23 protein-coding genes and 1 pseudogene are annotated in these 23,739 nt (G+C 72.2%); 12 read left to right on the top strand and 12 right to left on the bottom strand.

Annotated features, from left to right (window positions below; all coding sequences use genetic code 11):
* Positions 1 to 479: 479 nt before the first annotated feature.
* Positions 480 to 842 (bottom strand): DUF6204 family protein, encoded by a 363-nt coding sequence (locus tag ACWGJB_RS35040; protein WP_453384068.1) that lies wholly within the window; start codon positions 840 to 842, stop codon positions 480 to 482.
* A gap of 42 nt (positions 843 to 884) precedes the next feature.
* A complete protein-coding gene (locus ACWGJB_RS35035) occupies positions 885 to 1,457 on the bottom strand; it encodes a histidine phosphatase family protein (protein WP_453384067.1) in 573 nt (190 codons plus the stop codon).
* 301 nt (positions 1,458 to 1,758) lie between these two features.
* Between ACWGJB_RS35035 and ACWGJB_RS35030 the strand changes: the two are divergent.
* Together ACWGJB_RS35030 and ACWGJB_RS35025 are read left to right on the top strand one after the other, a co-directional pair.
* Positions 1,759 to 1,964: pseudogene (locus ACWGJB_RS35030) on the top strand (2-keto-4-pentenoate hydratase); the annotation flags it as partial.
* A gap of 38 nt (positions 1,965 to 2,002) precedes the next feature.
* Positions 2,003 to 2,482, top strand: coding sequence for an isocitrate lyase/phosphoenolpyruvate mutase family protein (locus ACWGJB_RS35025; protein ID WP_453384066.1), 480 nt, complete (start codon positions 2,003 to 2,005; stop codon positions 2,480 to 2,482).
* 136 nt (positions 2,483 to 2,618) lie between these two features.
* On the opposite strand, the gene ACWGJB_RS35020 is transcribed toward ACWGJB_RS35025, so the two are convergent.
* Positions 2,619 to 4,091 (bottom strand): dihydrolipoyl dehydrogenase family protein, encoded by a 1,473-nt coding sequence (locus ACWGJB_RS35020; protein WP_453384065.1) that lies wholly within the window; start codon positions 4,089 to 4,091, stop codon positions 2,619 to 2,621.
* A 378-nt stretch (positions 4,092 to 4,469) separates the two neighbouring features.
* Here ACWGJB_RS35020 and ACWGJB_RS35015 point away from each other — a divergent pair, with 378 nt between their 5' ends.
* Entirely contained in the window at positions 4,470 to 5,222 is a 753-nt protein-coding gene (locus ACWGJB_RS35015; protein WP_453384064.1) for an SDR family NAD(P)-dependent oxidoreductase, read from the top strand.
* A gap of 239 nt (positions 5,223 to 5,461) precedes the next feature.
* Here the strand turns inward: ACWGJB_RS35015 and ACWGJB_RS35010 are convergent, their stop codons facing one another.
* A complete protein-coding gene (locus ACWGJB_RS35010; protein WP_453384063.1) occupies positions 5,462 to 6,397 on the bottom strand; it encodes a LysR substrate-binding domain-containing protein in 936 nt (311 codons plus the stop codon).
* A gap of 176 nt (positions 6,398 to 6,573) precedes the next feature.
* On the opposite strand from ACWGJB_RS35010, the gene ACWGJB_RS35005 reads away from it, so the two are divergent.
* Together ACWGJB_RS35005 and ACWGJB_RS35000 are read left to right on the top strand one after the other, a co-directional pair.
* Positions 6,574 to 7,347, top strand: coding sequence for a VIT1/CCC1 transporter family protein (locus ACWGJB_RS35005; protein WP_453384062.1), 774 nt, complete (start codon positions 6,574 to 6,576; stop codon positions 7,345 to 7,347).
* 85 nt (positions 7,348 to 7,432) lie between these two features.
* A complete protein-coding gene (locus ACWGJB_RS35000; protein WP_453384061.1) occupies positions 7,433 to 8,362 on the top strand; it encodes an NAD(P)-dependent oxidoreductase in 930 nt (309 codons plus the stop codon).
* Between the two features lie 210 nt (positions 8,363 to 8,572).
* Here ACWGJB_RS35000 and ACWGJB_RS34995 read toward each other — a convergent pair whose 3' ends face one another.
* Both ACWGJB_RS34995 and ACWGJB_RS34990 read right to left on the bottom strand, forming a co-directional pair.
* A complete protein-coding gene (locus tag ACWGJB_RS34995) occupies positions 8,573 to 8,905 on the bottom strand; it encodes a hypothetical protein (protein ID WP_453384060.1) in 333 nt (110 codons plus the stop codon).
* 100 nt (positions 8,906 to 9,005) lie between these two features.
* Positions 9,006 to 9,773 carry an SDR family oxidoreductase gene (locus tag ACWGJB_RS34990; protein WP_453384059.1) on the bottom strand — a complete coding sequence of 256 codons (768 nt, stop codon included), beginning with the start codon at positions 9,771 to 9,773 and terminating at the stop codon, positions 9,006 to 9,008.
* A gap of 86 nt (positions 9,774 to 9,859) precedes the next feature.
* Here ACWGJB_RS34990 and ACWGJB_RS34985 point away from each other — a divergent pair, with 86 nt between their 5' ends.
* Complete coding sequence (locus tag ACWGJB_RS34985) at positions 9,860 to 10,468, top strand: TetR/AcrR family transcriptional regulator (protein WP_453384058.1); 609 nt, start codon at positions 9,860 to 9,862, stop codon at positions 10,466 to 10,468.
* A 27-nt stretch (positions 10,469 to 10,495) separates the two neighbouring features.
* Here ACWGJB_RS34985 and ACWGJB_RS34980 read toward each other — a convergent pair whose 3' ends face one another.
* From ACWGJB_RS34980 to ACWGJB_RS34955, 6 genes are all read right to left on the bottom strand, one after another.
* On the bottom strand, positions 10,496 to 10,972 hold the full coding sequence (locus tag ACWGJB_RS34980; protein ID WP_453384057.1) for a MarR family transcriptional regulator: 477 nt from the start codon (positions 10,970 to 10,972) through the stop codon (positions 10,496 to 10,498).
* A gap of 64 nt (positions 10,973 to 11,036) precedes the next feature.
* Complete coding sequence (locus tag ACWGJB_RS34975; RefSeq protein ID WP_453384056.1) at positions 11,037 to 11,945, bottom strand: NADP-dependent oxidoreductase; 909 nt, start codon at positions 11,943 to 11,945, stop codon at positions 11,037 to 11,039.
* A 14-nt stretch (positions 11,946 to 11,959) separates the two neighbouring features.
* Positions 11,960 to 12,358, bottom strand: coding sequence for a cupin domain-containing protein (locus ACWGJB_RS34970; RefSeq protein ID WP_453384055.1), 399 nt, complete (start codon positions 12,356 to 12,358; stop codon positions 11,960 to 11,962).
* Positions 12,355 to 13,149 carry a cupin domain-containing protein gene (locus ACWGJB_RS34965; protein WP_453384054.1) on the bottom strand — a complete coding sequence of 265 codons (795 nt, stop codon included), beginning with the start codon at positions 13,147 to 13,149 and terminating at the stop codon, positions 12,355 to 12,357. The genes ACWGJB_RS34970 and ACWGJB_RS34965 overlap by 4 nt, the downstream gene beginning before the upstream one ends.
* Positions 13,146 to 14,402: a sedoheptulose 7-phosphate cyclase gene (locus tag ACWGJB_RS34960; RefSeq protein WP_453384053.1), complete on the bottom strand. Its 1,257-nt coding sequence runs from the start codon at positions 14,400 to 14,402 to the stop codon at positions 13,146 to 13,148. Before ACWGJB_RS34960 ends, ACWGJB_RS34965 begins: the two co-directional genes overlap by 4 nt.
* Before the next feature lie 415 nt (positions 14,403 to 14,817).
* Positions 14,818 to 15,261 (bottom strand): MarR family winged helix-turn-helix transcriptional regulator, encoded by a 444-nt coding sequence (locus tag ACWGJB_RS34955; RefSeq protein ID WP_453384052.1) that lies wholly within the window; start codon positions 15,259 to 15,261, stop codon positions 14,818 to 14,820.
* Between the two features lie 425 nt (positions 15,262 to 15,686).
* On the opposite strand from ACWGJB_RS34955, the gene ACWGJB_RS34950 reads away from it, so the two are divergent.
* The 6 genes from ACWGJB_RS34950 (at position 15,687) to miaB (ending at position 23,700) form a co-directional block, all read left to right on the top strand.
* Positions 15,687 to 16,757, top strand: a complete 1,071-nt coding sequence (locus ACWGJB_RS34950) for a VOC family protein (protein WP_453384051.1) — start codon at positions 15,687 to 15,689, stop codon at positions 16,755 to 16,757.
* Positions 16,758 to 16,911: 154 nt separating this feature from the next.
* Complete coding sequence (locus tag ACWGJB_RS34945) at positions 16,912 to 17,652, top strand: hypothetical protein (protein WP_453384050.1); 741 nt, start codon at positions 16,912 to 16,914, stop codon at positions 17,650 to 17,652.
* Between the two features lie 264 nt (positions 17,653 to 17,916).
* Positions 17,917 to 19,527 carry an FAD-binding oxidoreductase gene (locus ACWGJB_RS34940; protein WP_453384049.1) on the top strand — a complete coding sequence of 537 codons (1,611 nt, stop codon included), beginning with the start codon at positions 17,917 to 17,919 and terminating at the stop codon, positions 19,525 to 19,527.
* Positions 19,528 to 19,563: 36 nt separating this feature from the next.
* Positions 19,564 to 20,772 carry an acyltransferase family protein gene (locus tag ACWGJB_RS34935; RefSeq protein ID WP_453384048.1) on the top strand — a complete coding sequence of 403 codons (1,209 nt, stop codon included), beginning with the start codon at positions 19,564 to 19,566 and terminating at the stop codon, positions 20,770 to 20,772.
* Positions 20,773 to 20,864: 92 nt separating this feature from the next.
* Positions 20,865 to 22,100, top strand: coding sequence for an MFS transporter (locus ACWGJB_RS34930; RefSeq protein WP_453384047.1), 1,236 nt, complete (start codon positions 20,865 to 20,867; stop codon positions 22,098 to 22,100).
* 70 nt (positions 22,101 to 22,170) lie between these two features.
* Positions 22,171 to 23,700 (top strand): tRNA (N6-isopentenyl adenosine(37)-C2)-methylthiotransferase MiaB, encoded by a 1,530-nt coding sequence (gene miaB, locus ACWGJB_RS34925; RefSeq protein ID WP_453384046.1) that lies wholly within the window; start codon positions 22,171 to 22,173, stop codon positions 23,698 to 23,700.
* Positions 23,701 to 23,739 lie beyond the last annotated feature (39 nt).

Raw genomic sequence — 23,739 nt, 5'->3', positions numbered from 1 at the left:
TGGTGCCTTTGGTCTTGTCTTTGGTTGTGTGGGGGGGGGTGGTGTGGCCTCCCCCCCCCCGCGCGGGGGGGGGCGCGGGCGGGGGGGGGGGGGGGGGGGGGGCCCCCCCCCCGCGACCGGCCGTCCGTGCGGGCGGCGGCGGTGGTGGTGTCGGAGACCCGGGCGGTCTCCTGGGCGCGGTCCCCGGCGGAGTTCTGGTGCGGGGATGCGGAGCAGCCGACGGCGAGAAGGAGGGCGGTCACGGCGAAGGCGGGCATGAGGGCATGCCCGGGCCTCGTGCGTCTGCGCAAGGTCAGTCCTGAGGGTGGGGGGTGACGAAGAGACACCGACGATGGCTACTGGCGGGTAGAACCGGCCGGTAACTCGGTGTGGGCCCGAGCATGCCACGCCCGCGGACACCTGGCCTCCACAATCCGGCCACAGCCCAACGTGACCTGAACCACGGCGACTTCAGGCCGCCGTGGCCGCTTCCCGGAGGGTCAGCCCCGCTGCGCGGCGGCCCGGCGCTGCCGCTTGCCGAGGGGCGCCTGCGAGAGGTCCTCCGCCTTGGACCGGAGGTTCTTGTAGCCGTAGCCGTAGCCGCGCTCGCCGAGCCACGCCCTGGCCGCCTCCTCGGCGCGTTCGGTCGCCGCCAGGATGTCCTCCGCTTCCTCGCCGGCGTCCAGGAAGCGGAAGGTGAAGGCGGCCCGCGCGGCGATGTCGTAACTGAGATGGCCCTCGGGGGTGAAGGCCGCGCGCAGCACGTCGTGGTCGGCGGCCCGGGACAGCAACTCGGCGCGCTGCTCGGCGCCGAGGCCGTCGAAGACACCGCGGACGGTGATGCGGAAGGTGCGGGTGGTCATGGCGGGACCTTAGGCAGGGCGGGGCGCGCCGTTCCAGCGGATTTACCGCACCTCGCCGGAGGCTCCCTGACCGCCGACCTGGCCGAGCCGCAGGTTCCAGCGGCCGGGGCCGCCCGTCACCTCCGTCGCCGTCAGCGGTGGGACGTCCACACGCCAGAACGCCGTCTCGGGCGCCCCGAGCGCGTGCAGCACAACTGCCCGTACCACCTCCGGCTCCACCACCGCGATCGTCCGGCCGGTGGTACGGCCCGTCGTCTCCAGCCACTCGGTGACCCGCGCGCAGAACCCCCGGACCGATTCGCCCCCGTGCGGCGCGGCCCCCGGGTCGGACAGCCAGTGGACCAGTGCCTCGGGCTCGGCGGCGCTGACCTCCTCCAGTGTCCGGCCCCGCCAGCGGCCCGCGTCCAGGCCCGACAGCCCGGGCTCCGCCGAGGCGTCGAGGCCCAGTGCGGTCGCCGTCTCACGGCAGCGCACGCTGGGGGAGCTGACCGCCCGGCCGGCGGGCAGGGACAGCGCCACCGCCTCCGGGTTCTCGATGGAGTCACCGTCGTCGAAGCGGGCCCGCCGCAGCGAGGGTGTGATCGCCGGGGCTATGAGAATGACTCGGCAGGTCACGGGGCGGTTCCTCCTGGGGCGTCCATCGGGGGGTGCCGGACGGGCACGACAGTACGCGGTTCAACGGCGAGAGCGCGGGGGCGACGTCCGGTCACCGGCCGGATCGCAGCGCGCGGGACAGGCCCAGGGCCGCTGTGCGTACCGCCGGGGCTGGGCCGGGCGGAAGCGGTCGCAGGGCACCGCTACCGACAAGGCCGCTACCGCCGTGGGGCCGCGAAGACGGGAGCCGCGATACAGAAGACGGAGGCCGCGATACAGCTGACGCCCGGTGCGGCCTCTTCCTCCGCCTGTACCTGTCGGCATGAGCCCCGACCTCGTGACGAAGGTGGCCGACGTCCTCGACCGGACCACCCGCACCGGCACCCCCTGCGCCCTGTCCGGGCCCTCCTCCCCGAGGGCGACATCGAGACCGCCTACGCGGTACAGCGGCGGTACGTCGAGCGGGGCGTGGCGGCCGGCCGGCGGCTCGTGGGCCGCAGGATCGGGTTGACCTCGCCCGCCGCGCAAGCCTCCGAAGCTCCCGATGCCTCCGAAGGAGCCGGCGCATGACCGTGCAGGGTGCCGTCGAGAAGGTCGGCGGCGCGGCCCTCGGCAGGGCGATCATCGTGCTCAACCCGGCCGAACCTGATCACCGCATCGCCCTCGACCTCACCGCGCGCCGACCACGGCGAGGGGAAGCCTCGTTGTCAGTACCGGCTGACAGACTGGGCCTCGTGGACACTCGACGTCGGGAACTGGCCGCACGCTTCGTCGAGTTGCATCGGGAGGGCTGCTTCCTGCTCCCCAACGCCTGGGACGCGGGAAGCGCCCGTGTCCTGGAGCCGGCCGGTTTCCCGGCCGTGGCCACCACCAGTGCGGGGGTGGCCTTCTCCCTGGGCCGCCCGGACCGCGACTACGCCGGCACAGCGTCGGACGGCGACCGGGTCGACCGTACGACCATGATCCGCCGGATCGGCGAGATCGCCGCCGAGGTGCGGATCCCGGTGAGCGCGGACCTGGAGGACGGGTTCGGCGAGGTGGGCTGAGCGGTTCCGGGGGATGCCCGAGGTGGGCTGAGCCGTTCCGGCGGCGCCGGCGGTGGGACGGCTCAGCCCCTCTCGTCGGCGCCGGCGGCGCGCGGCTGTCAGTGACTCACCCAGCATCGACTCACCCGGCGTCGACTCACCCGGCGTCGCGTTCCTGCCGCCGGCCTCGGTACGCGCCGACGAGGAACACCCAGATCTCGCTGACCGTGGGGAACGGCGCGATGGCGTGCCGGAGCCGCTTCAGCGGGACCTCGCCGGTGACCGCGATCGTGGCCGAGTGCAGCAGCTCGCTGACCCCGGACCCGACCATGGTCACCCCGAGCAGCACATCCCGGTCCACGTCCACGACCAGCCGGGCATGGCCGGTGTAGCCGTCGGCGTACAGGTTGGCGCCCTGGGCCGCGTTGAAGTCGAGGTCGACCGTCTCGACGCGGTGCCCGGCGGCGGCCGCCTGCTCGGCGGTCAGGCCCACCGCGCCCGCCTCCGGGTCGGTGAAGAAGACCTGGGCGACGGCGTGCTGGTCGGCGGTGGTCGCGTGATCGCCCCAGTCCCCGTCGTCCAGCGGCCGCCCGGCGGCCCGGGCACCGATGGCGTCCCCCGCCGTCCGCGCCTGGTACTTGCCCTCATGGGTGAGGAGCGCGCGGTGGTTGACGTCCCCGAGGCCGTACAGCCACTCACCCTCGACCCCGTCGACCAGGCAGGTCGTGTCCACGTCCAGCCAGGAACCGGGGGTCAGGCCCACGGTCTCCAGGCCGATGTCGTCGGTGCCGGGGGCCCGTCCGGTGGCGAACAGGATCTCGTCGGCCTCCAGCTCGCTCCCGTCGTCCAGCGTGACGGTCACCGGCCCGGCGGGGTCCGGCCGCCGCACGGCGGTCACCTGGACGCCGGTCCGCACATCCGCGCCCGCCTCGGTCAGCCCCTGCGCGACCAGCTCCCCGGCGAAGGCCTCCATACGGGGGAGCAGCCGGCGGCGGACGAGCAGGGTGACCTGTGACCCCAGCCCCTGCCACAGCGTGGCCATCTCCACGCCGACCCCACCGCCGCCGACCACGATGAGCCGGGCGGGCACGGTGCTGGAGTCGGTACCGTGCCGGTTCGTCCAGGGCCGGGCCTCCTCGATGCCCGGGATGTCGGGCAGCACCGGGCGGCTGCCGGTGGCGACGGCCACCGCGTGCCGGGCGGCCAGGGTCTGCCGGGAGCCGTCGTCCCGGGTGACGGTGACCCGGCGCGGCCCGTCGAGCCGGCCGTGCCCGCGGAAGAGGTCGGCGCCGATGGACTTGACCCACAATGCCTGCCCGCTGTCGTCCCAGTCGGTGACGTAACGGTTGCGCCGGGCGAAGACGGCGCCGGTGTCGAGCCGGCCGGTGACGGCCTGCCGGGCGCCGTCGACACGGCGGGCGTCGGCGACCGCGATGACCGGACGCAGCAGTGCCTTGCTGGGGACGCAGGCCCAGTAGGAGCACTCGCCGCCGACGAGCTCCCGCTCCACGACGGCCACCGAGAGGCCGGCGGCCCGGGCGTGGTCGGCGACGTTCTGTCCGACCGGTCCGGCGCCCAGGACGATAAGATCGTAAGTACCGTTTGTGCTGGTTTGGTGTGGTGCGCTCAATTGCTGCCTCACATGACGATCGGTGCCGGTCCGAGCTGCTGGGTCACCACCTCGGAGGCGGCGACTCCCTGTGCCGTACGGGTGATGTAACCGCTGGGCGCGCGGAGTTGATCGCCCTACCGCCATACGCCTCACAAAGACCCGCCATAAGCGCAACCTCTGGCCGCCCGGCTCCCCTGACCGGCGCAAACGCGGTACGGCCGGGGCGGTGACAGCCGGGACGGCAGGCCGGTCCGCGCGCTTATGGAGGCCATCGGATCCGCCGATGGCCGGACCGGAATCCGCGGTGCGCCCGGGTGCTTGAGGACTCCCGTCACCTCACGGACGAGGCGACGGGACGACCGGATCGCCCCTACTTTTCACACCTGAGGACATCTCATGGGAACTGTTGATCTGACCGGACGCGTGGCCCTGCTGACCGGCGCCACCAGCGGTATCGGCGCCGCGACCGCGACCCTGTTCGCCGAACGGGGCGCCCACGTGCTGGTCGCGGGACGGGACGCGGAGCGCGGTGACAAGATCGTCGCGGCCGTCCGGGAGCGCGGCGGCAAGGCCGACTTCCTGGCGGCCGAGCTGCGGGACGTCGACTCGGTGCGGCAGCTGGCCAGGCGGGCCACCGAACTGGGCGGCGGCCGCGTGGACATCCTCGTCAACAACGCCGGCATCTTCCCGTTCGGCCCGACGGCCGAGACGCCGTCCAGCGATGTGGACGCCGTCTACGACCTGAACGTGAAGGCGCCGTTCTACCTGGTGGCCGAGCTGGCACCGGGCATGGCCGAGCGCGGACAGGGTGCGATCGTCAACGTCAGCACGATTGTCGCCGAGTACGGTCTCGCGGGCATGGCGCTGTACGGGTCGAGCAAGGCGGCGGTCAACCTGCTGACCAAGGCCTGGGCCGCCGAGTTCGGCCCGCGGGGCGTACGGGTGAACGCCGTGGAGCCCGGCCCGACCCGCACCGAGGGCACGGCCGCCATGGGCGACGACCTGGACGCCCTGGCCGCACAGGCGCCCGCCGGACGGCCCGGCGAGGCACGGGAGATCGCCGAGGCGATCGCCTACCTGGCGAGCGACGCGGCGAGCTTCGTACAGGGCGCGATCCTGCCGGTCGACGGGGGCCGCACGGCCGTCTGACACCCGGGGCGCCGGCACATGCCGGCCGGCGCACCGCCCCGCCCGTGTCGGCTGACGCGCCGACGGGTCGGGCAATGTCAGCCGCGGTTCGGCGGCGCCCCGAAGGGGCGCGGGACTGTGTCCATGTGTGGTTCCGCCGCGTGGGCGCGACCGGTCACCACGGCGCCGCAGCCGAACGGCGGCGCATCACGGCAGCTACGCGGAGCGCTCAGTCGCGCGCGGACTCGGCGCCGAACGATTCAGCCCCGCACCGCCCGGTCCAGGGCCGCGACGAAGCGGCCCAGGTCACGCCGGCGGGAGCTGGACGGCCATACCGCCCAGGTACGGCGCACCAGTGGGTGGCCGATCAGCGGTGACCACGTCACGTGGTCGGGCAGCGGCTGCTGCCAGCCCGGCGGAGCCAGCGCGAAGGCCTGCCCGGAGGCGACCGCGGCCAGCTTCACGTCGGCGATCAGGGCCTGCCCCTCGGGAGCCTCCGGACCGAGGTCGAGGCCGTGCCCGCGCAGGATCGCGGTCAGCTCGTCGTACCAGGCGGGGCTTCCGGCCCGTGGGAACCCGACCCACTGCAGGGTGTCGAGGGCGTCGAGCGGGATGCCGTCGGGACCGGCCAGCTCGGCGGCCTGTTCGACGGAGATCAGCACACCGAGCCTCTCCCGTACGACGAGCAGCGCGTCGAACTCCGGCCCCGACGGCCGTTCCCGGAGAAAGCCGACGTCGAGCTCATCGGTGCGCAGCGCGGTCAACTGCTCCGCCGTGGACAGGTGCCGGGCCTGCACCCGCGTCTCCGGATGCGCCTCGGCCAGTTCGGCGAGCGCCGGGTCGAGCAGCCCGGACGGCAGCTCCAGGGGGATCCCGACGCGCAGCGCACCGCCGCCCGGACCGGCGTACCCGGCCATCACCCGCAGCGCCTGATCGTGCCGGGCGAGCACCGCCCGTGCCTCGCCGGCCAGCGCGGTCCCCGCCTCGGTGGCCCGCACCCCGCTGTGCTCGCGCAGCAGCAGCCGCACACCCAGCTGCCGCTCCAGCCCGCTGATCGTCTGGGAGAGGGCGGGCTGACTCACATGCAGCCGCCGGGCGGCGGCGGACAGCCCGCCCTCCTCCACTACTGCCACGAACGCCCGCAACTCCCGCAACTCCATGCCGCCCATGCCATCACGCCCGCCGACGGGAGTCACGCGCTTACATGATGCTCACGCGACCTATCTTTTATGGCGATAACACTTATCTACGACCATCTACCCCAAATGGGAAACAGCGGCACTTCCCGTGCGTTGGTATCTATGACGGCGAATAACCGGGAGGCTGGTAATCGGCGTCGATGGAAACCGCAATCGAGGATCGGAGTGCTGTCATGTCGCTGACGTCATCCGAACGGACGTATGCCGCTCGCCCGGGCATCGTGAACGACGAGATCAGGAACCCCGCCGAGCGCGGCGAGCGGACGCGACACGGCGACCGCTCCGGTGCCCTGCGCGCCGCGGTGTTCGGTGTCAACGACGGCCTGGTCTCCAACACGGCCCTGGTGATGGGTTTCGCCGGGTCCGGCGTCTCCGGTACGTCTGTCCTGTTCGCCGGAGTCGCGGGGCTGCTGGCCGGTGCCTTCTCCATGGCCGCCGGCGAGTACGTCTCCATGCGCAGTCAACGCGAGGCCTACGAGCGGGAGATAGCGGTCGCCGCCCACCGGCTGCGCGCGGACCCGGGCGCGCAGGAGGCGGAACTGGCCCAGGTCTACCGGGACAAGGGGCTGGACGCGGAGGACGCCCGGCATGTCGCGGCGACCATCATGCGGGACCACGACACGGCGCTGAACACCATGGTCCGCGAGGGACTCGGACTGGACCCGGACGAGTTGGGTTCGCCGTGGTCGGCGGCGTTCTCCAGCCTCGCCTCGTTCGCCGTCGGTGCCCTGGCCGCCGTCCTGCCCTTCCTCTTCCTTTCGGGAACGGCGGCGCTGTTCCTCGCCGTCGCTCTGGCGGGCAGCGCCCTGTTCGCCGTCGGCGGCGCGATCGGCCTGCTCAACGGCCGGTCCCCGCTGCGCTGCGGGGCCCGCCAGCTCTTCGTGGGCGCCCTCGCCGCCGCGGCCGTCTTCGGGATCGGGCACGTGATCGGCGCCCGAGTCGGCTGATCTCGACCGCCGGTCCGAACTGACAGCGATTTGATCATGAAGGCGACCACCCCCGGTCGCCGGACCTTCCCCGGGAGAGTGTGTGATGACCCAACGAACAGAACGAAGAGAACTGGCAGAACAAACCGAACAGGCAGGGACAGGGAGGACCCGGGTCGCCGTCCTCGGCACCGGTGTCATGGGCGCCCCCATCGCGCGCAGTCTGCTGCGCGCCGGGTTCGACGTGACGGTGTGGAACCGGACCCGGCAGAAGGCCGAGGCGCTCGCCGGTCAGGGCGCACGGGTCGCCGGCACCCCGGCCGGGGCGGCCGCGGAGGCCGAGTTCCTGATCACCATGCTCACCGACGGCGACGCCGTGGAGAGTGCGATGACCGGCACCGACGGCGCCCTGACAGCGCTCGGGCAGGACGCGGTCTGGATCCAGATGAGCACGGTCGGCGTGCACGCCACCCGGCGGCTGGCGGAACTCGCCGAGGGGGCGGCGGAGTTCGTCGACGCCCCGGTCTCCGGGAGCTCCGAGCCCGCGGAACGGGGCGAACTGCTCGTCCTCGCCTCCGGGAACCCGGCACTGCGCCCCCGCGTGCAGCCGCTGTTCGACGCGCTGGGCCACCGGACGCAGTGGCTGGACCGTCTCGGCGACGGCAGCCGCTTCAAGCTCGTGCTCAACAACTGGCTCGCGGTCCTGGTCGAAGGCATGGCCGAGACCGTCAGCCTGACCGGCGTGCTCGGGCTGGAACCCGGTCTGGTGCTCGGCGCCCTCACCGAGAGCCCGCTGGGATCCGCGTATGCGACGGCCAAGGGCCGTGCCATGGTCGAGCACGACTTCGCCCCGGGTTTCCCGCTGCACCACGCCGGCAAGGACGCGGCTCTCGCCCTGGCGGCCGCCGATCAGCGAGGGCTCGAACTGCCGCTCACCGAAGCGCTGCTGAAGCGCTGGGACGAGGCGATCGCGTCCGGCCATGCCGCGGACGACGTGGCCTCGGCCATCACCGCGGCCGGCCCGGCCCGGCCCTGAGTCCGGTGCGGCAGGGGCCGGGCGGGGCCGCGGTGTCCGCCCTCTCTCGGCCCGTCCTGGATGATCGGACGCGGACCGCCGCCGCAGCCGGCGGCCAGGACGCGGTCGGCGGAGTCCCCGGGACGGCCGGCCGTCGGCACCCGGTGCGGGTGTGCGGAGTGAGCCCCGGCCGCGGGAAGGGGCGTGCTTCGTCGGCCGGGGGTGCGGTGTTCAGGCGTGGAGCAGGAGGTCCAGTTCGGCCGGCAGTCCGGGGGCGTCGCCGTGCGGAGACGTCGTGCCGCTGACTTCGAAGACCCACCGGTGGGAGGGGGCGCAGCCGAACATCCGCTCGGAGATGGCCGGAAGGGAGAGATCGGCGCTGGCCGCCGAGTCCCAGATCAGTGCCAGTCCCTGAAGGTCCGCCACCGGGTGGGTGATCCACTGGCTGGTGCACAGCCCGGGAAAGTCGCCGGCGAAGGCGCCGGCCTTCCCGGACGGGTATGGCCGGGCGGTGCCGGCCTCGGCGTTACGTCGGGTGTCCCACCAGGCGATGACGACGTGCATGGGGCCTCCAGCTGCAGAGTGTCTGGCGTGCGTGTGGTCACGGTGTCCCCGTTGACACCCGTGCGTGGCGTTGGTCCCGTCCGGGAGAGCCGGTCGCCGGTCAGAGCTGGGAACCGCCGGTGGCGTCGATGACCTGCCCGGTCACCCAGCGGGCGTCGTCGGAGGCGAGGAAGGCGACCACGTCGGCGACGTCCTCGGGGCGGCCCACCCGGCCGAGAGCCGAGAGTGCCGCCGCGGACTCCTCGGCGGCGGTGTTGCCGCGCAGCCAGGAGGCGTTGATGTCGGTGTCGATGATGCCGGGCGCCACCGAGTTGACCGTGATGCCGCGACCGCCGAGCGCCTTGGCGAGCGTGAGGGTGAAGGCGTCGACGGCCCCCTTGGTCATGGCGTACGCGATGATGTCGGTGAGTGCGATACGGGTCGCTCCGGACGAGGTGTTGATGATCCGCCCGCCGTCCCGCAGGCGCTTGAGTCCGTGCTGCGTGAGGAAGAAGGGCGCGCGCATGTTGACGGCGACGGCCTCGTCGAACGCCTCGGCCGTGGTCTCCGCGATCTCGCCGCGCGGTGTGACGCCGGCGTTGTTGACCAGGATGTCGAGGTCGGTGCTGCCGGAGAGTTCCAGGACCTGGCTGTCGTAGCGCTCCCAGAGGGTCTCCACGTCACCGGCCCTGCCCAGTTCGGCATGGACCGCGAAGGCGGCGCCGCCCTTGGCCCGGATCGCTTCCACGACCTCGTCGGCGGCCGCACCGTTCCGGCCGTAGTGCACGGCCACCAGCGCCCCGTCGCCGCCGAGTCGCTCGGCGATCGCCCGTCCGATCCCGCGGCTGCCGCCCGTCACCAGTGCCGTCTTCCCCGTGAGCGTGCCCATGAGCTCCCTTTCGCGTCTAATTTTTGTAGCGATGACTACGTAATAAGCCTACCTCAATTTCTTAGCGATCGCTGTAAAATCCATGTATGACGACGACCAAGCGCGGCAGGCCGCGGAGTTTCGACCGTGAGACCGCACTCGTGCAGGCCACGCTCCTGTTCTGGCAGCACGGTTACGAGGGCACGTCCATCTCCGACCTGACCGCCGCCATGGGGGTCTCGCCGCCGAGCCTGTACGCGGCCTTCGGAGACAAGCGCACCCTGTTCGGCGAGGTCGTCGACCGCTACGGCAGCACCTTCGGCGCGTTCATGGAGAACGCGCTCGCCCAGGAGAGCGACGCCCGCGCGGGTTTCGCCCGGATGCTGGACGAGGCGGCGGTGTCCTACACCGACCCCGAGCACCCGGCCGGCTGTCTGGTCATCACGGCGGCGACCAACTACTCCCCGCAGACCGCCGACGTCGAGCGGGACCTGCGCACCCGCAGGGCGGCGAACGTCCGGTCCTTCGAGGAGAGGCTGAAGGACGCCAAGGCCCGGGGGTCGCTCCCCGAAGGGGCCGACACCCGGGCCTTGGCCGTCTACTTCGCCGCCGTCGTCCAGGGCATGTCACAGCAGGCGCGGGACGGGGCGACCGCGGAGGAACTGCGGCACGTGGCCGAGTACGCCATGGCTGCCTGGCCCGAACCGGCGTCCTGAGCCGATGGGCGCCCCGCCGCCCGCCGGCTAACGGGCGGGCGGGTCCTCTCCCGCCCGGCACAGGCGGGCCACGACGTGCGCGTAGTTCTCGTCGAACCTCAACTTCTCGAAGGCCAGGTCGAGTTCACGTTCGAGTGTCTGGTTGGCCCGGCTCCACAGACTGAGACCGGAGTCCGTGGCCGAGATCCGGGTGGTCCGGCGGTCGCAGGGCCAGGCGATCCGGATCGTCCAGCCCGAGCGTTCCAGCTGGGTGAGCATCCGGCTCGCGGTCGAGACGCTCACGCCCAGCTGCCGGGCGACGGCGCCGACCGTCACGGACCCCGGCCGCTCGCGTACCAGCACTCCCAGGGCCATCAGCGGTCCCACGCCGACGCCGTGACGGTTGGTCAGCGTGCGGTCCAGCTGCGCTTGCAGCAGGGAGAACATGGGCACGACCCGCGTCCACAGCCGGGAGACGTTGTCGGGATCGGCGGCATGGTGTTCCTTGTCGTGCGGCTCGGTCACAGCTTCGCTGTCCTCGGTCTTCCGGGTTCTGTCTCTGGGTGCCTCCCGCGCTCCGGGCGGCTGGTCAGGGCAGCAACAGGAGCTTGCCCCGCACGCCGCCGGCGGCCAGCAGACGGTGGGCCTCGGGCGCGTCCTCGAACCCGAGCTCCTTCGCGGTGCGCAGCCGCAGCCCCCCGCCGTCCACCAGGGAGCCGAGCGCTGCGAGCCCCGGGCCGTCCTGTTCCACATGGGAGACGGCGACGTGGATGCCGCGTTCCGCCGCGGGCACCCGGGTGGGCACGACCGAGACCGCGCGTCCGTTGTCCCGTACGGCGCCGATCGCCTCGGGCAGGCCGGCGGTCTCCAGCAGGCCGTCGACGCCCGGCACGGGGATGCGCGCCGCGCTCACCACCCGGTCCGCTCCCAGCGCGCGGGCGTGGTCCTCGTCCCGGGCGGAGCGCACCTGGGCCACCACGGTCAGACCGCGCAGCCGGGCCAGCTGTACCGCCAGGCCGCCGACCGCGCCGAGGGCGCCGGTGACCAGCAGCGTGGCCCCGTCGGGCAGTGCGAGGGCGTCGAGCGCCTGCCGTGCGGTGAGGGCGGCGAGCGGCAGCCCCGCCGCCGTGGTCAGCGGAACCGACGCGGGAGCGGGTGCGACGATGTCCGCCGGGAGGGCGACCGTCTCGGCGTAGGTGCCACGGCCGGTGGCCATCTGCGCGGACATCGCCACGACGGGGTCGCCGACGCGGAAACCGGTCACGTCGTCGCCGACCGCGGTGACGGTACCCGCCACGTCCCAGCCGAGGATCATCGGCGGCCGGAAGGCGCTGTGTTCGGCGTGCGCGCCGGCGCGGGTCTGGAGGTCGACCGGATTGACGGCGGCCGCGGCGACACGGACGAGAACGCCGTCCGGTTCCGGTACCGCCGGTTCCGGGACGTCGGAGACCGACAGCCGCTCCGGGCCTCCGTAGGTCGTCAGGACTACAGCACGCATGGATCTGCTCGCTTTCAGGACGGGACCAACTCGGGGATCCGGGGCGGCAGCCGGTCGGTGACGGAGGCGGCGAGCGTACGGACGCTGATCAACCGGACCGCGTCCCGGTCCGCCACGAGCCGCGCCCGGCAGCCGTGCGGGATCAGCGCCAGCTGTCCCGCCCGCAGGGCCCGTTCGCCGGAGGCCGTGACGAGCCGCGGCTCGCCCTCCAGCACGAGCAGCGCCTCCTCCACCCCGTGCCGCGGGTCCGCCGTGAGGACGGCGCCCCGGGGGAGCGACCAGTGCTCCACCGCCTCGCACTCGCTGTGCAGCATCCCCCGGCGCACCAGGCACGTCCAGGCAGCCGTCGCGTCGGCACCCGAGTCGGTGTCGACGGAGGTCCGCACCGCCTCGGCAGTGGTCGAGATGATCACGACGCCTCCGCGCGGTGGCCGGGCAGCGCCAGCGTCACGATCAGCAGCCGCAGCGGGGTGACCGCCTCGAACTCGGTGGACGTGCCCGCGCCCAGGGTGACGCAGGTGTCCGGCGACAGGCCGGCCGTGGTCCCGTCGGCGGTGGCCCGGCCCTCGCCGCTGTGCACGAACACGGCGAGTTCCGCGTCGGAGGCGCCCAGTTCGGTCCGTCGGCCCGGGTCGAGCTCGACGCTCTCCACCCGGCGCAGGGGACCGGTGAAAACGCCGGCCGTGGAGATGGTCCTCTCCTCGAAGAGGTCGTGGATGACTGCGTCGCCCATGGGGGGAACTCCCGGGTGGCTGAGATCGGCTCCGGACAGGACGGCGTCGGTGCCGGGTGCGAGCGTTTCGATGACCCACCAGTCGAGGTCGGCGTCCCCGGTGTTGCGCAGCCCGTGCACGTTGCCGGGGGCGGTCAGGGCCAGCGATCCCGGTCCGACGCGGTGGGGGGCGCCGTTGAAGAGGAACTCCCCGTGTCCGCGCAGGACGAGGTAGATCTCCTCGGTACGGGTGTGGCGGTGTTCTCCGCTGAGTCCGCCCGGTGGGACGGAGGCCCATTCGACGGCCTCGGTGGCGGAGTCGAGCTGGCGGCGGCCCGCGAAGCACTTCCAGCGGGTGCGCCCGACAGCTCCGTGGACTCCGTGGACCGTCGCGGCACCCGCGACGGTCCCCACCGAACGGAAGGCGAGGGGACGGCCGCTCGCCGCCGAGCCGGTGACCGCCCGGTGGTGGGCGGTGGTGGGGGTGGTCACCGGGAGACTCCCGACGCGAGCGTTCCGAGCGCTTCGGCCGCCGCGCCGAGTTCGGCCTCGGTGACGTCGTTGACGAAGACGGCGCTGCCGATGCCGACCGGGAGCGGCAACCGCTGCTTGCCGTCGCGGTGCCGCACGGTGTCGCGCAGCGCGTCCCCGAGCACCTGAGGCGTGCACAGGGCGTGCCGGGTCGGCAGTCCGAGCCGTGCCATCACGTCGAGGATGCGGTCACGCTGGTAGGCGCTCACGAGACCGCGGCGCTCGGCCAGGACGGTGGTCAGCGCCATGTCGACGGCCACGGCCTCACCGTGCAGCAGGGCCGGCAGCGCGTGCATCTCGATGGTCGGGCTGAAAGTGTGGCCGTAGTCGACGACCCGCTCCAGCACCTTCTCCCAGAGGTTGGGCTGGAGCTCCTCCAGCATGCCCTGGATGGCCCGCTCGACCACCTCGGTCGCGGGGTCGAGGTGCAGACCGCGGGCCGCGAGGCGCTGATCCACCGGGACGTCGGCCGGTGTGGGGCCGGCGGCCGCCGGGCTCTGCAGCTTGGTGCCCAGGAGGTCGGCGCCGTGCTGCTCCAGCAGATCGAACAGGCGGGCGTCCTTGATCAGGGCGATCTTGAGGATCTCGGCCAGGCCGTTGCTGATGTGCCGTTCGCCGAGCGTGGCCAGGAACGACCGGTCCAACAGGGTGCGATCCGCCGGGAAGTAGGTGCCGAGGCGGTTCTTGTGTCCGTTGTGGTTGACCCCGGTCTTGGCACCGACTCCCGCGTCCACCAGGCCGATCAGCGTGGTGGGGATGCGGATGAACGGCGTGGAGCGGCGGTAGAGGCTGGCGGCGAAGCCGACGATGTCCATGAGGACGCCGCCGCCGATCGCGATGACGGGTTCCCGCCGGCGGTCGATGCCGAAGGCGTCGAACTCCTCGGCGACCCGCAGTACCGCGCTCATCGACTTGTGTGTCTCGCCGTCGTCCAGGACCAGCACGCGGTGGTCGACACCGTGATGCTCGAAGTACGCGCGGATACGCTCGCCGTAGAGGGAGTCGACCGTGCGGTCGGTGACGACGAAACGACGCTGGCCGCCGCTGCCCGAGGCGTCCTCCAGGATGGTGGAGTCCTCGGGGTCGAGCAGGTTCTCGCAGGCGCGTATCTCGTATTGGACCGGGTTGCTGGTCTGAACCGACCAGTGGGTGACCGGGCTGCCCACGGCAAAGAGACCGTCATTTTCCCGGGTGGTCTGGGTTTCTTGCTGCATCAGGCTTCCGCCTCCGACGAAGAGTCTCGGTTCGGGTCCGTCGCGAATCCGGTCGGGGCAGCTCGCTCGAGTGTCCGCGCGGCAAAGCCCTCCGGGCCGCCTGCGCAGGATCTGGCCACTTCACCGTGGCCTGCCCCCCGTCGCCGACACGACCCTGACACACCGTTCGATGCGCACGCAAGAACATCTTGGGGTGGTCAGGGCGGCTGCCGTCCGAAAAGAGGCTGTAAGGCGAAGACGGATCCGGATCTATCAGTGCTTTTCCTTGGGCAGTGGCATCTCGGGATGGCTGGAAGTACTCGGACTATGCATGCTTTCGCAAGGAGGTGGGTCGGCTGTCGTGCCGTCGCGCGGGGCGGGGGGACAGGAAAAGCCCCCGTCGGTTCGACGGGGGCGCGGCGGGGGGTCGTACGTCCTACTGGCCGAGGGTCGGCGCGTACCGCAGCCTGGCGACGACCGAACTGGTCCTGCTGTCCACGGAGGCGACTTCCAGCGCCATGCCGACCTCGTGGCGGAAGAGATTTCCGATGTCCGCGACCATGGACCGGCCGGCGTCCGTGACGCGCACCACCACGCCCCTGCGGTCCGTCACATGGGCCCCCTTCTCGGCGAGCCCCCGTCCCTCCAGGCGCTGTGCGGCGCGCGTGGCCGACGACTGGTTGAGGCCGAGGAGCTGGGCGAGTTCATTCATGCGGATGCCTGCCGGATCGCCGTTGCTCAGCGCCCGCAGGGCGAGGAAGTCCGTCAGGCCCAGGTCGAAGTCCTCGGAGAGTCTCCTGTCCAGCGTCGTCCCGACCTCCGCGACGAGGACGGACAACTGGCTCCAGAGTTCGACGCTGTCTTCCTTACGCGTTCGCATGATGTCGCCTTCTTCAGGGTGCCCGAGGTTCCGTCCCCCGCCGAAGGGACCTTCGGGCACAGTGAGGGGGAGGCAGGCCCGGTCCCACGGGAGAGCGGGACGGCCAAGCCATTGCCAGGGTACGAGGCGGTAGCAACCAAGAAAACCCTTCGGCAGTCCGGCTTTTACATGCCTGCACAAAGAGATCCGCAGGGCTTGAATCCGTGACGGTTCGACGGCTTGCCTCTGATCTGAACAAGCCCTGGTCAGACGTGATGCGAGGGCTTGAGATCGGCTTGAGTCCTCATGGGTGATCCTTGCGTGCGCATCGACATTGCCGTTACTGTCGCCATCGGCCGGCCCCGTTCGTGAGCAGGTGGCCGGAGTCCGAGCATTCGTGTGCCGCGCGGTGCCCCGCACCCGGCACGCCATTCCAAGGGGGAACCATGCTCAACGCCGCCATGGCGTCGTCATCCGCGCCGGTGCTCTCCGGTCTGCCCACCGCACGAGCCGTGGACCACTACGCCTTCACCGTGCCGCACCTCGACGAGGCCATCGCCTTCTTCACGGGCGTGCTCGGGGGTGAACTCTGCTACCGCGAAGGGCCGGTCGAGGATCCCTCGGGCGACTGGATGACCCGGAAACTGGGTGTACATCCCCGGGCCTGCGCTCAGGTCGCCCTGGTCAGGCTCGGCCCGTACACCAATCTGGAACTCTTCCAGTACAGCACCCCGGACCAGATCGTCTCCCCGCCCGGCCCGAACGACGTCGGCGGGCATCACCTCGCCCTGATGGTGGCGGACCCGGACACCGCCGAGGAGCACCTGCGCCGGGCGGGCACCGTCCGCCTCGGCCCGTCGGACGTCCTCGACGGGGCCCGCCGCTGGTTTCTGACGCCCTGGGGGACGCTGCTCTCGCTGCGCGGCCCCGGGCAGCGGACCGGCCGGAGTTTCGTACCCGCGCTCGCGCCGTACCCGAACACCGTGCAGCGATCGCTGGGCCTGCTGGGCGTGGAGCACGTGAGTTACACGGTCGCCGATCTCGACGCCGCCACCGCCTTCTTCACCGAAGTGCTGGGAGCGGAGCCGGTGGAGAACTCGGACGGGGCGGCGGACCGGTCGGGCGGACACTGGCCGCCCGGCGCCGAGCAGTCGCGGCGCACACTGCTCCGTACCGGCCCGACCGCCAACTGCGAACTGATCCAGAGCGGCACGAGCGCCCTGCGCTCCCGGCCCCCGCGCAACAGCGACATCGGCGGCCACCACCTGGCCTTCTACGTCGACGACGTGGACGCCGCCGCCGGCTGGCTGCGTGCGCAGAAGGGCGTGGTGCTGATGGGCGAGCCGGAGACGATCACCCAGGGCCCGATCGCCGGCGACCGCTGGCTCTACTTCGGCACCCCGATCGGCATCCAGATGGAGATCATCAACATGCCGGACGGATCGCTGCCGTACGAGACGCAGACCTCGGCCCGCCGCGCCACGCCCGGCGACCTGCGCTGGCACGACCGCCCCTGACAGGAGGGGCCCGAGCGGTCCGCGCTCGTCGATGAAACGTTTCCGCAAAGTCGTCCCGAGCGCTCGGCCACGGGGGTGCTCCCGCCTGTACCCGCCCACAACGGGCCCGCTCGGCGCTCGTTCGACGACTTTCCACCACCCAGGGGGAATCTTCATGAACACACTCGCCCCGTTACGCCCGGCCGGCCCACTGCGCGGAGCGGCCGCCGACGTGGCGCTCTGGCTCGACTGCCGGCGCACGTCCCGGGAGGGGGCGCACCGGGCCCGCGCCGAAGCGGCGCACCCGGTCCACGACATGCTGCCCCCCGTCTCCGGAACCGCATCGCCCGAACGCCGGTCCGCGGACGGCACGGTCGTCGCCGGTCCCGTCCACGGAGTTGCCGCCTACCGGCGGTTGATGGACGAGCTGCTCTCCGGGGCCACGGCCTCACCCGCGGCGCGTCCGGTCGCCGTCGAGTACTCCCTCCCGGCCGTCGACGCCCTGGTCAACGCACGCCTCGACCTGATAGGCGGCTGTGAGGCCAAGGCCATGCGGTTCCGCGCCGGGATAGCCGGGGCCCACCTGCTGTACGAGACGCTGCGGCGCGACCTGTGCTCCCCCGACTGGATCCGGGCAGCGGACCGCGGGGTACCGGCGCCGTTCCTGTTGTGGACCACCGAGCCCGGCGCCGGTCCCGACCAGGGCGCCGAGTACGCGGGGAAGTGCCTGTTTCCCGGGACGGCCGTGGCGCTCTCACCCGGCGCGCTGCGGGCCTTCGCGCAGCACGCCGCCGTCACCGGACCGACCGCCGCCGACCTGGTGGAGGCCCGTCGCGTGGCAGGCGTCCTCGACTGGTTCGGCATTCGCCTCGACGCACTCGTCGGCTCCGGCACACCGGGCACGCCGCCCGGCTGACCCCGACGGCCGGTTCTCCGGTCACGCCTCACTCGGCGGCACCGGGCACGCCGCCCGGCTGACCCCGACGGCCGGTTCTCCGGTCACGCCTCACTCGGCACGCCCACGCCGCCGACGCCGTAGGGCGCGCTCTCCGCTGTCACTTTTCCTCATCGTCCCAAGGACTCACTCATGCCTTCGCCTGCTCCCCTTCCCCCGGACTCCTCGGCCGCACCGACTGCCGCGGTCCGTCCTCAACCCACCGGAACACCGGCGCGCCCAGGAGTGCACCGCCGGACGATCCTGTCCGGCACGGCCGCTGTGAGCGGTGCCCTCGCGGTCACCGCCGCCGGTCTGGGCCCCGCGGCCGCGGCCGGGACGGAGCGCGCGTCCGCCTCCGTGGATCCGGCCCCCGCCACGGTGCGTCCGGCGGACCAGCGCTACGCCGACCTGCGGCGCGGCACCAACCAGCGCTGGGTCGGCAGCCCCGAGCAGATCGTCCTGGCCACCTCCACGGCCGACGTCGTCCGCACCGTGCAGCAGGCGGTCGACTCCGGCAAGCGCCTGGCCGTGCGCAGCGGCGGCCACTGCTACGAGAACTTCACCACCGACCAGGACATCGCCGTCGTCCTGGACCTGTCCCGGATGGACGACATCTCCTACGACGAACGCCGCCGGGCGTTCTCCGTCCGCCCCGGCGCCACCCTCGGCCGGGTCTACGACCGCCTCTACAAGGGGTGGGGCGTCTACCTCCCGGCCGGCAACTGCCCCACCGTCGCCGCCGGAGGCCACATCCAGGGCGGCGGCTACGGCTCCATGAGCCGGCGCGACGGGCTCGCCGTCGACCACCTGTACGGCATCGAGATCGTCGTCGTCCAGGCGGACGGCACCGCCCGAGCGGTCACCGCCACGCGCGAGCCCGACGACCCCAACCGGGAGCTGTGGTGGGCGCACACAGGAGGGGGCGGCGGCAACTTCGGCGTGGTGACGCGCTACTGGCTCCGTTCCCCCGATGCCACGGGCAGTGATCCGGCCGCCCAACTGCCCACGCCTCCGCGTGAGGTGTGGCTGAGCGAGGTGGCCTGGCCCTGGGAGCAGCTGACCGAGGCCCGCTTCACCCGGCTGATGTGGAACCACGGTGACTGGCACACCCGCAACAGCGCACCGGACTCCCCGTACACGGCACTGTTCAGCCAGCTCAAGCCGTTCCACAAGTCGGCGGGCGCGGTCGTGCTCGACTCCCTGGTGGACGCCGGTGCGCCGGGCGCCGAACGCCTACTGCAGAACTACATATCCGAGGTCGGCGCCGGTCTCGGCATCACGCCCGAGGTCCGCCAGTACCGGCGGGTGCCGTGGCTGCACGCCACCCAGTGGCCCGGGTTCACCGGCCCGGACCCCACCATCAGGTTCAAGGGCAAGTCCGTCTACGGCCGGCGCACCTACACCGACGACCAGATCGCCGCCGCCTACCGTCACCTGACCCGCGACGACTTCCACAACCCGAGCGCGCTGCTCATGATCGCCTCCTACGGCGGCAGGGTGAACCGGGTCGCCCCCGACGACACCGCGGTGCCGCAGCGGGACTCCGTGCTGAAGTACCAGGTCGTCTCGCTGTGGAACGACGCGGCCGACGACGAGGCCAACATCGCCTGGGTCCGGGAGTGCTACCGCGACATGTTCGCCGCCACCGGCGGTGTGCCGGTGCCGAACGAGATCACCGACGGCTGCTTCGTCAACTACGCCGACGTCGACCTGGGCGACCCCCGGTGGAACAGCTCGGGCGTGCCGTGGCACGACCTCTACTACAAGAACGGCTACCGGCGGCTGCAGAAGGCCAAGGCCGGCTGGGACCCCACAGGGTTCTTCCGGCACGCCCAGTCCGTGCTGCCCGCGTGATCCCGTCCACCACTCCCACACGTCGAGGTGAACCTCGTGTCCGCTGAATCCGCCGTGCCCGGGCGCGCGTCCCGGCTGCCCTCACTGACCGGAATGCGGTTCTTCGCCGCCTTCCTCGTCTTCCTGTTCCACCTGTCGCTGCTGGACGCCTACTCCACCGCCGGCGAGGGCCACGGCCCGTTCGCCGCCGCCCTGAAGAACGGCGGCTGGGCGGGCGTCACCTTCTTCTTCATCCTCAGCGGCTTCGTCCTGACCTGGTCCGCCCGGGACAACGACACCTCCCGCGCGTTCTGGGGACGCCGGCTGGTGAAGATCTATCCCAACCACGTCGTCACGTTCTTCCTCGCCCTGTTCTCGTACGCCTACGCGTCGGCCACCTGGGGGCGCGGCATCCCCAACTTCCTGCTGCTGCAGGCGTGGATACCGCACGACTACGTGTTCTTCAGCATCAACAACCCGAGCTGGTCGCTCTCCTGCGAGCTGGTCTTCTACCTGCTGTTCCCGGCCCTGCACCGCGGGGTGCGCCGGATTCGTGCCGAGCGGCTGTGGTGGTGGGCGGCCGGAACCGCCGCGGCGATCGTGCTGCTGCCGCTGGTCGTCCAACTGCTTCCGACCGGCGAGACGTTCGGCCCGAACCATGCCAACTCGCCGCTGTACGGCCACTCGATCGTCCAGATGTGGCTGGTCTACATCTTCCCGCCCCTGCGGGTGCTCGACTTCCTGCTCGGCATCCTGATGGCCCGGATCGTGCTCTCCGGCCGGTGGGCCGGCCTGGGCGTACTGCCCGCGCTGGCCCTCACGGTGGTGGCGTACGTGGTGAGTCTCCACGTGCCCTTCCTCTTCTCCCTGAACGCCGTCGTCGTGGTGCCGTTCGCCCTGCTGATCTCCGCCGCGGCGGCACGCGACGCCCAGGGCCGCGACACCGCGGTGAGCGGTCGCGTATGGGTCTGGCTGGGTGAGGTGTCCTTCGCCTTCTACCTGGTCCACCAGATCCTGCTGTCCGTCACACAGGAACGCTTCGGTTTCCGGGAGACGGACTCGCCCGCCGCACTGGTCGGCGTGGCCGCGCTGGTCGCCGCGGTGAGTCTGCTGCTGGCCTGGTTGCTGTACATCGGCGTGGAGCGGCCCGCGGTGCGGGCCTGGGCGCGCCGGGCCAGGGCGGCGCGGACGGCCCCGACGCCGGACCCGGTCGTCCAGCCGCCGCGGGACGACAGCGACCGGCCCGTCACCGTCGGCACGACCTGACCCCTCGCGTCCCGGCAAGGGGACCACGGACAAGGAGACCACCGACACGGGGCCACCGACACGGGGGGCCACCGACAAGGAGACCACCACCCATGCCGCTTCCCGTCTTCGCGATGATGCTCTGCACCTTCTGCATCGGTACCGCCGAGAGCGTCATCGCCGGCATCCTGCCGGCCATCGCGCAGGACGTCGGCGTCTCACTCACCGCCGTCGGCACGCTGATCAGCGTGTACGCCGTCGCGGTCGTCCTCCTCGGTCCGTTCGTCACGGGGATCACGGTCCGGTTCCGCCGGAGCGTCCTGATGCCCTGCATGATGGGCGTGTTCGTCCTCGGCAACGTGCTCGCCGCGCTCGCGCCCGGCTTCGGCTGGCTGGTCGTCGGCCGGGTGGTGAGCGCGCTGGTCCACTCCACGCTCATCGCCGCCTTCGTCGCGACGGCACGGGACATGGCGCCCGTGGGCCGCCGGGCCGCGTGGGGCGCCAAGGTCACCCTCGGCATCGGGTTGTCCAGCGTGGCCGGTGTCCCCGCCGGCACCCTGATCGGCAACGCGTTCGGCTGGCGTGCGACCTTCTGGGCCCTCGCCGCGCTGAGCCTGGCCGCCGGCGCGGCGCTCATGCGCTGCGCGGTGCCCGGCCCCGGGCCGACGGCCGTCCCGAGCAGGGGTACGGCCACCGGCACCGGCCCGCGGAAGCTCGCCGTCCCCGGGCCGATGCTGCTCGTCGCCCTGGTGATCGTGTTCGGCACGGGAGGGGTGTTCGCCCTCTACACCTACGCCTCGCCCTACCTCACACAAGCCGCGGGTTTCGGCCCGCAGGCCGTCACCGTGCTGCTTCTGCTCTACGGCGCCGGCGGCATCGTCGGCAACACGGTCGGCGGCCGGGCCGCCGACCGCTCCCCGCGCACGGCCGTACTCGTCATGCTGGGCACGGCCACGGTGAGTCTGCTGTTGCTGTCCCTGCCGGTCGCCGGCAAGGGGACCGTGGCCGGTCTGTTCTGCCTGCTGGGAGCCGCCTACTTCGCCACGATCCCCGCGCTCAACACCCAGATCGTGACCGCGGCGGGGCAGGCGTCGCCGACGATGGCGCTGACGGTCAACAACTCCGCCTTCTGCGTGGGGATCGCGCTCGGCAGCTGGCTCGGCGGCTTCCTGCTGGCGCGTGGCCACGCCCTGCCGTCGGTGGCCGCCGCGGGCGCGGCACTGACCGGCACGGCCCTGCTCCTCGCCCTCGCCGCCGCGCGCCGCCGCGGTGCGGACCCGACTTCCGAACCGGCGGTCCGGGAGACGACGGCCCCCACACCCGTCCCGCCTTCGCACGGCCCCCGATGACCCCGTTCCTGCGCCCGCTGCGGGGGCCGGCCCGCGACGAGGCGCTCTCGGCACCGCCTACCCTTGAGCCATGACCATCAGCAGCGACCGGAGCCCGGCAGTGGACATTCGTTCATCCAAAACGTACGAAATCCGCACCTACGGGTGTCAGATGAACGTCCACGACTCCGAGCGATTGTCCGGGCTGCTGGAGGAGGCGGGCTATGTCCGCGCCCCCGAGGGCGCCGACGGCGACGCGGATGTGGTCGTCTTCAACACCTGCGCCGTCCGGGAGAACGCCGACAACCGCCTCTACGGCAACCTCGGCCGCCTCGCCCCGATGAAGACGAAGCGCCCCGGCATGCAGATCGCGGTCGGTGGCTGCCTCGCGCAGAAGGACCGCGACACCATCGTGAAGAAGGCCCCCTGGGTCGACGTCGTCTTCGGCACGCACAACATCGGCAAGCTGCCGGTCCTCCTGGAGCGCGCCCGGGTGCAGGAGGAGGCGCAGGTCGAGATCGCCGAGTCGCTGGAGGCGTTCCCCTCCACGCTGCCGACCCGGCGCGAGAGCGCGTACGCGGCCTGGGTGTCGATCTCCGTCGGCTGCAACAACACCTGCACCTTCTGCATCGTCCCGGCCCTGCGCGGCAAGGAGAAGGACCGGCGCACCGGCGACATCCTCGCCGAGATCGAGGCCCTGGTCGGCGAGGGCGTCTCCGAGATCACCCTGCTCGGCCAGAACGTCAACGCGTACGGCTCCGACATCGGCGACCGCGAGGCCTTCGGCAAGCTGCTGCGCGCCTGCGGGAGCATCGAGGGCCTGGAGCGGGTCCGGTTCACCTCCCCGCACCCCCGTGACTTCACCGACGACGTGATCGCCGCCATGGCCGAGACGCCGAACGTGATGCCGCAGCTGCACATGCCGCTGCAGTCCGGTTCGGACACCGTGCTCAAGGCGATGCGCCGCTCGTACCGGCAGGACCGGTACCTCGGGATCATCGAGAAGGTCCGGGCCGCCATCCCGCACGCCGCGATCACGACGGACATCATCGTGGGCTTCCCCGGCGAGACCGAGGAGGACTTCGAGCAGACCATGCACGTGGTCCGCGAGGCCCGCTTCACCCAGGCCTTCACCTTCCAGTACTCCAAGCGGCCCGGCACCCCGGCCGCCACCATGGAGGACCAGATCCCCAAGGAGGTCGTCCAGGCGCGCTACGAGCGTCTCGTCGCCCTCCAGGAGGAGATCTCCTGGGACGAGAACAAGAAGCAGGTCGGCCGCACCCTGGAGCTGATGGTCGCCGAGGGCGAGGGCCGCAAGGACGGCGCCACCCACCGCCTCTCCGGCCGCGCCCCCGACAACCGCCTGGTCCACTTCACCAAGCCCGACCAGGAGGTCCGCCCCGGCGACGTCGTCACGGTCGAGATCACCTACGCCGCCCCGCACCACCTCCTCGCCGAGGGCGCCGTCCTGGACGTGCGCCGGACCCGCGCGGGCGACGCCTGGGAGAAGCGCAACGCCGTCGAGGCGGCCAAGCCGGCGGGCGTGCTGCTCGGGCTGCCGAAGATCGGCGTGCCGGAGCCGCTGCCGGTGGCCTCGGGGAGCGGCTGCGGCTGCGACTGACGGGAATAGGCTCGCCGGGCCGGTCCGCGCATCGACCGA

The sequence above is a fragment of the Streptomyces sp. NPDC054813 genome, assembly GCF_053611365.1.
The sequence above is the reverse complement of the archived record's forward strand: the minus strand, read 5'-3'. Positions and strand labels throughout refer to the sequence as shown.

Bases quoted from the DNA above. Each gene is read 5' to 3' on its own strand.
- ACWGJB_RS35040 (WP_453384068.1), bottom strand. From the start codon at position 842: ATGACCACCCGCACCTTCCGCATCACCGTCCGCGGTGTCTTCGACGGC.
- ACWGJB_RS35025 (WP_453384066.1), top strand. From the start codon at position 2,003: ATGACCGTGCAGGGTGCCGTCGAGAAGGTCGGCGGCGCGGCCCTCGGC.
- ACWGJB_RS35015 (WP_453384064.1), top strand. From the start codon at position 4,470: ATGGGAACTGTTGATCTGACCGGACGCGTGGCCCTGCTGACCGGCGCC.
- ACWGJB_RS35005 (WP_453384062.1), top strand. From the start codon at position 6,574: ATGTCGCTGACGTCATCCGAACGGACGTATGCCGCTCGCCCGGGCATC.
- ACWGJB_RS35000 (WP_453384061.1), top strand. From the start codon at position 7,433: ATGACCCAACGAACAGAACGAAGAGAACTGGCAGAACAAACCGAACAG.
- ACWGJB_RS34995 (WP_453384060.1), bottom strand. From the start codon at position 8,905: ATGCACGTCGTCATCGCCTGGTGGGACACCCGACGTAACGCCGAGGCC.
- ACWGJB_RS34990 (WP_453384059.1), bottom strand. From the start codon at position 9,773: ATGGGCACGCTCACGGGGAAGACGGCACTGGTGACGGGCGGCAGCCGC.
- ACWGJB_RS34985 (WP_453384058.1), top strand. From the start codon at position 9,860: ATGACGACGACCAAGCGCGGCAGGCCGCGGAGTTTCGACCGTGAGACC.
- ACWGJB_RS34975 (WP_453384056.1), bottom strand. From the start codon at position 11,945: ATGCGTGCTGTAGTCCTGACGACCTACGGAGGCCCGGAGCGGCTGTCG.
- ACWGJB_RS34960 (WP_453384053.1), bottom strand. From the start codon at position 14,402: ATGCAGCAAGAAACCCAGACCACCCGGGAAAATGACGGTCTCTTTGCC.
- ACWGJB_RS34955 (WP_453384052.1), bottom strand. From the start codon at position 15,261: ATGCGAACGCGTAAGGAAGACAGCGTCGAACTCTGGAGCCAGTTGTCC.
- ACWGJB_RS34950 (WP_453384051.1), top strand. From the start codon at position 15,687: ATGCTCAACGCCGCCATGGCGTCGTCATCCGCGCCGGTGCTCTCCGGT.
- ACWGJB_RS34945 (WP_453384050.1), top strand. From the start codon at position 16,912: ATGAACACACTCGCCCCGTTACGCCCGGCCGGCCCACTGCGCGGAGCG.
- ACWGJB_RS34930 (WP_453384047.1), top strand. From the start codon at position 20,865: ATGCCGCTTCCCGTCTTCGCGATGATGCTCTGCACCTTCTGCATCGGT.
- miaB (WP_453384046.1), top strand. From the start codon at position 22,171: ATGACCATCAGCAGCGACCGGAGCCCGGCAGTGGACATTCGTTCATCC.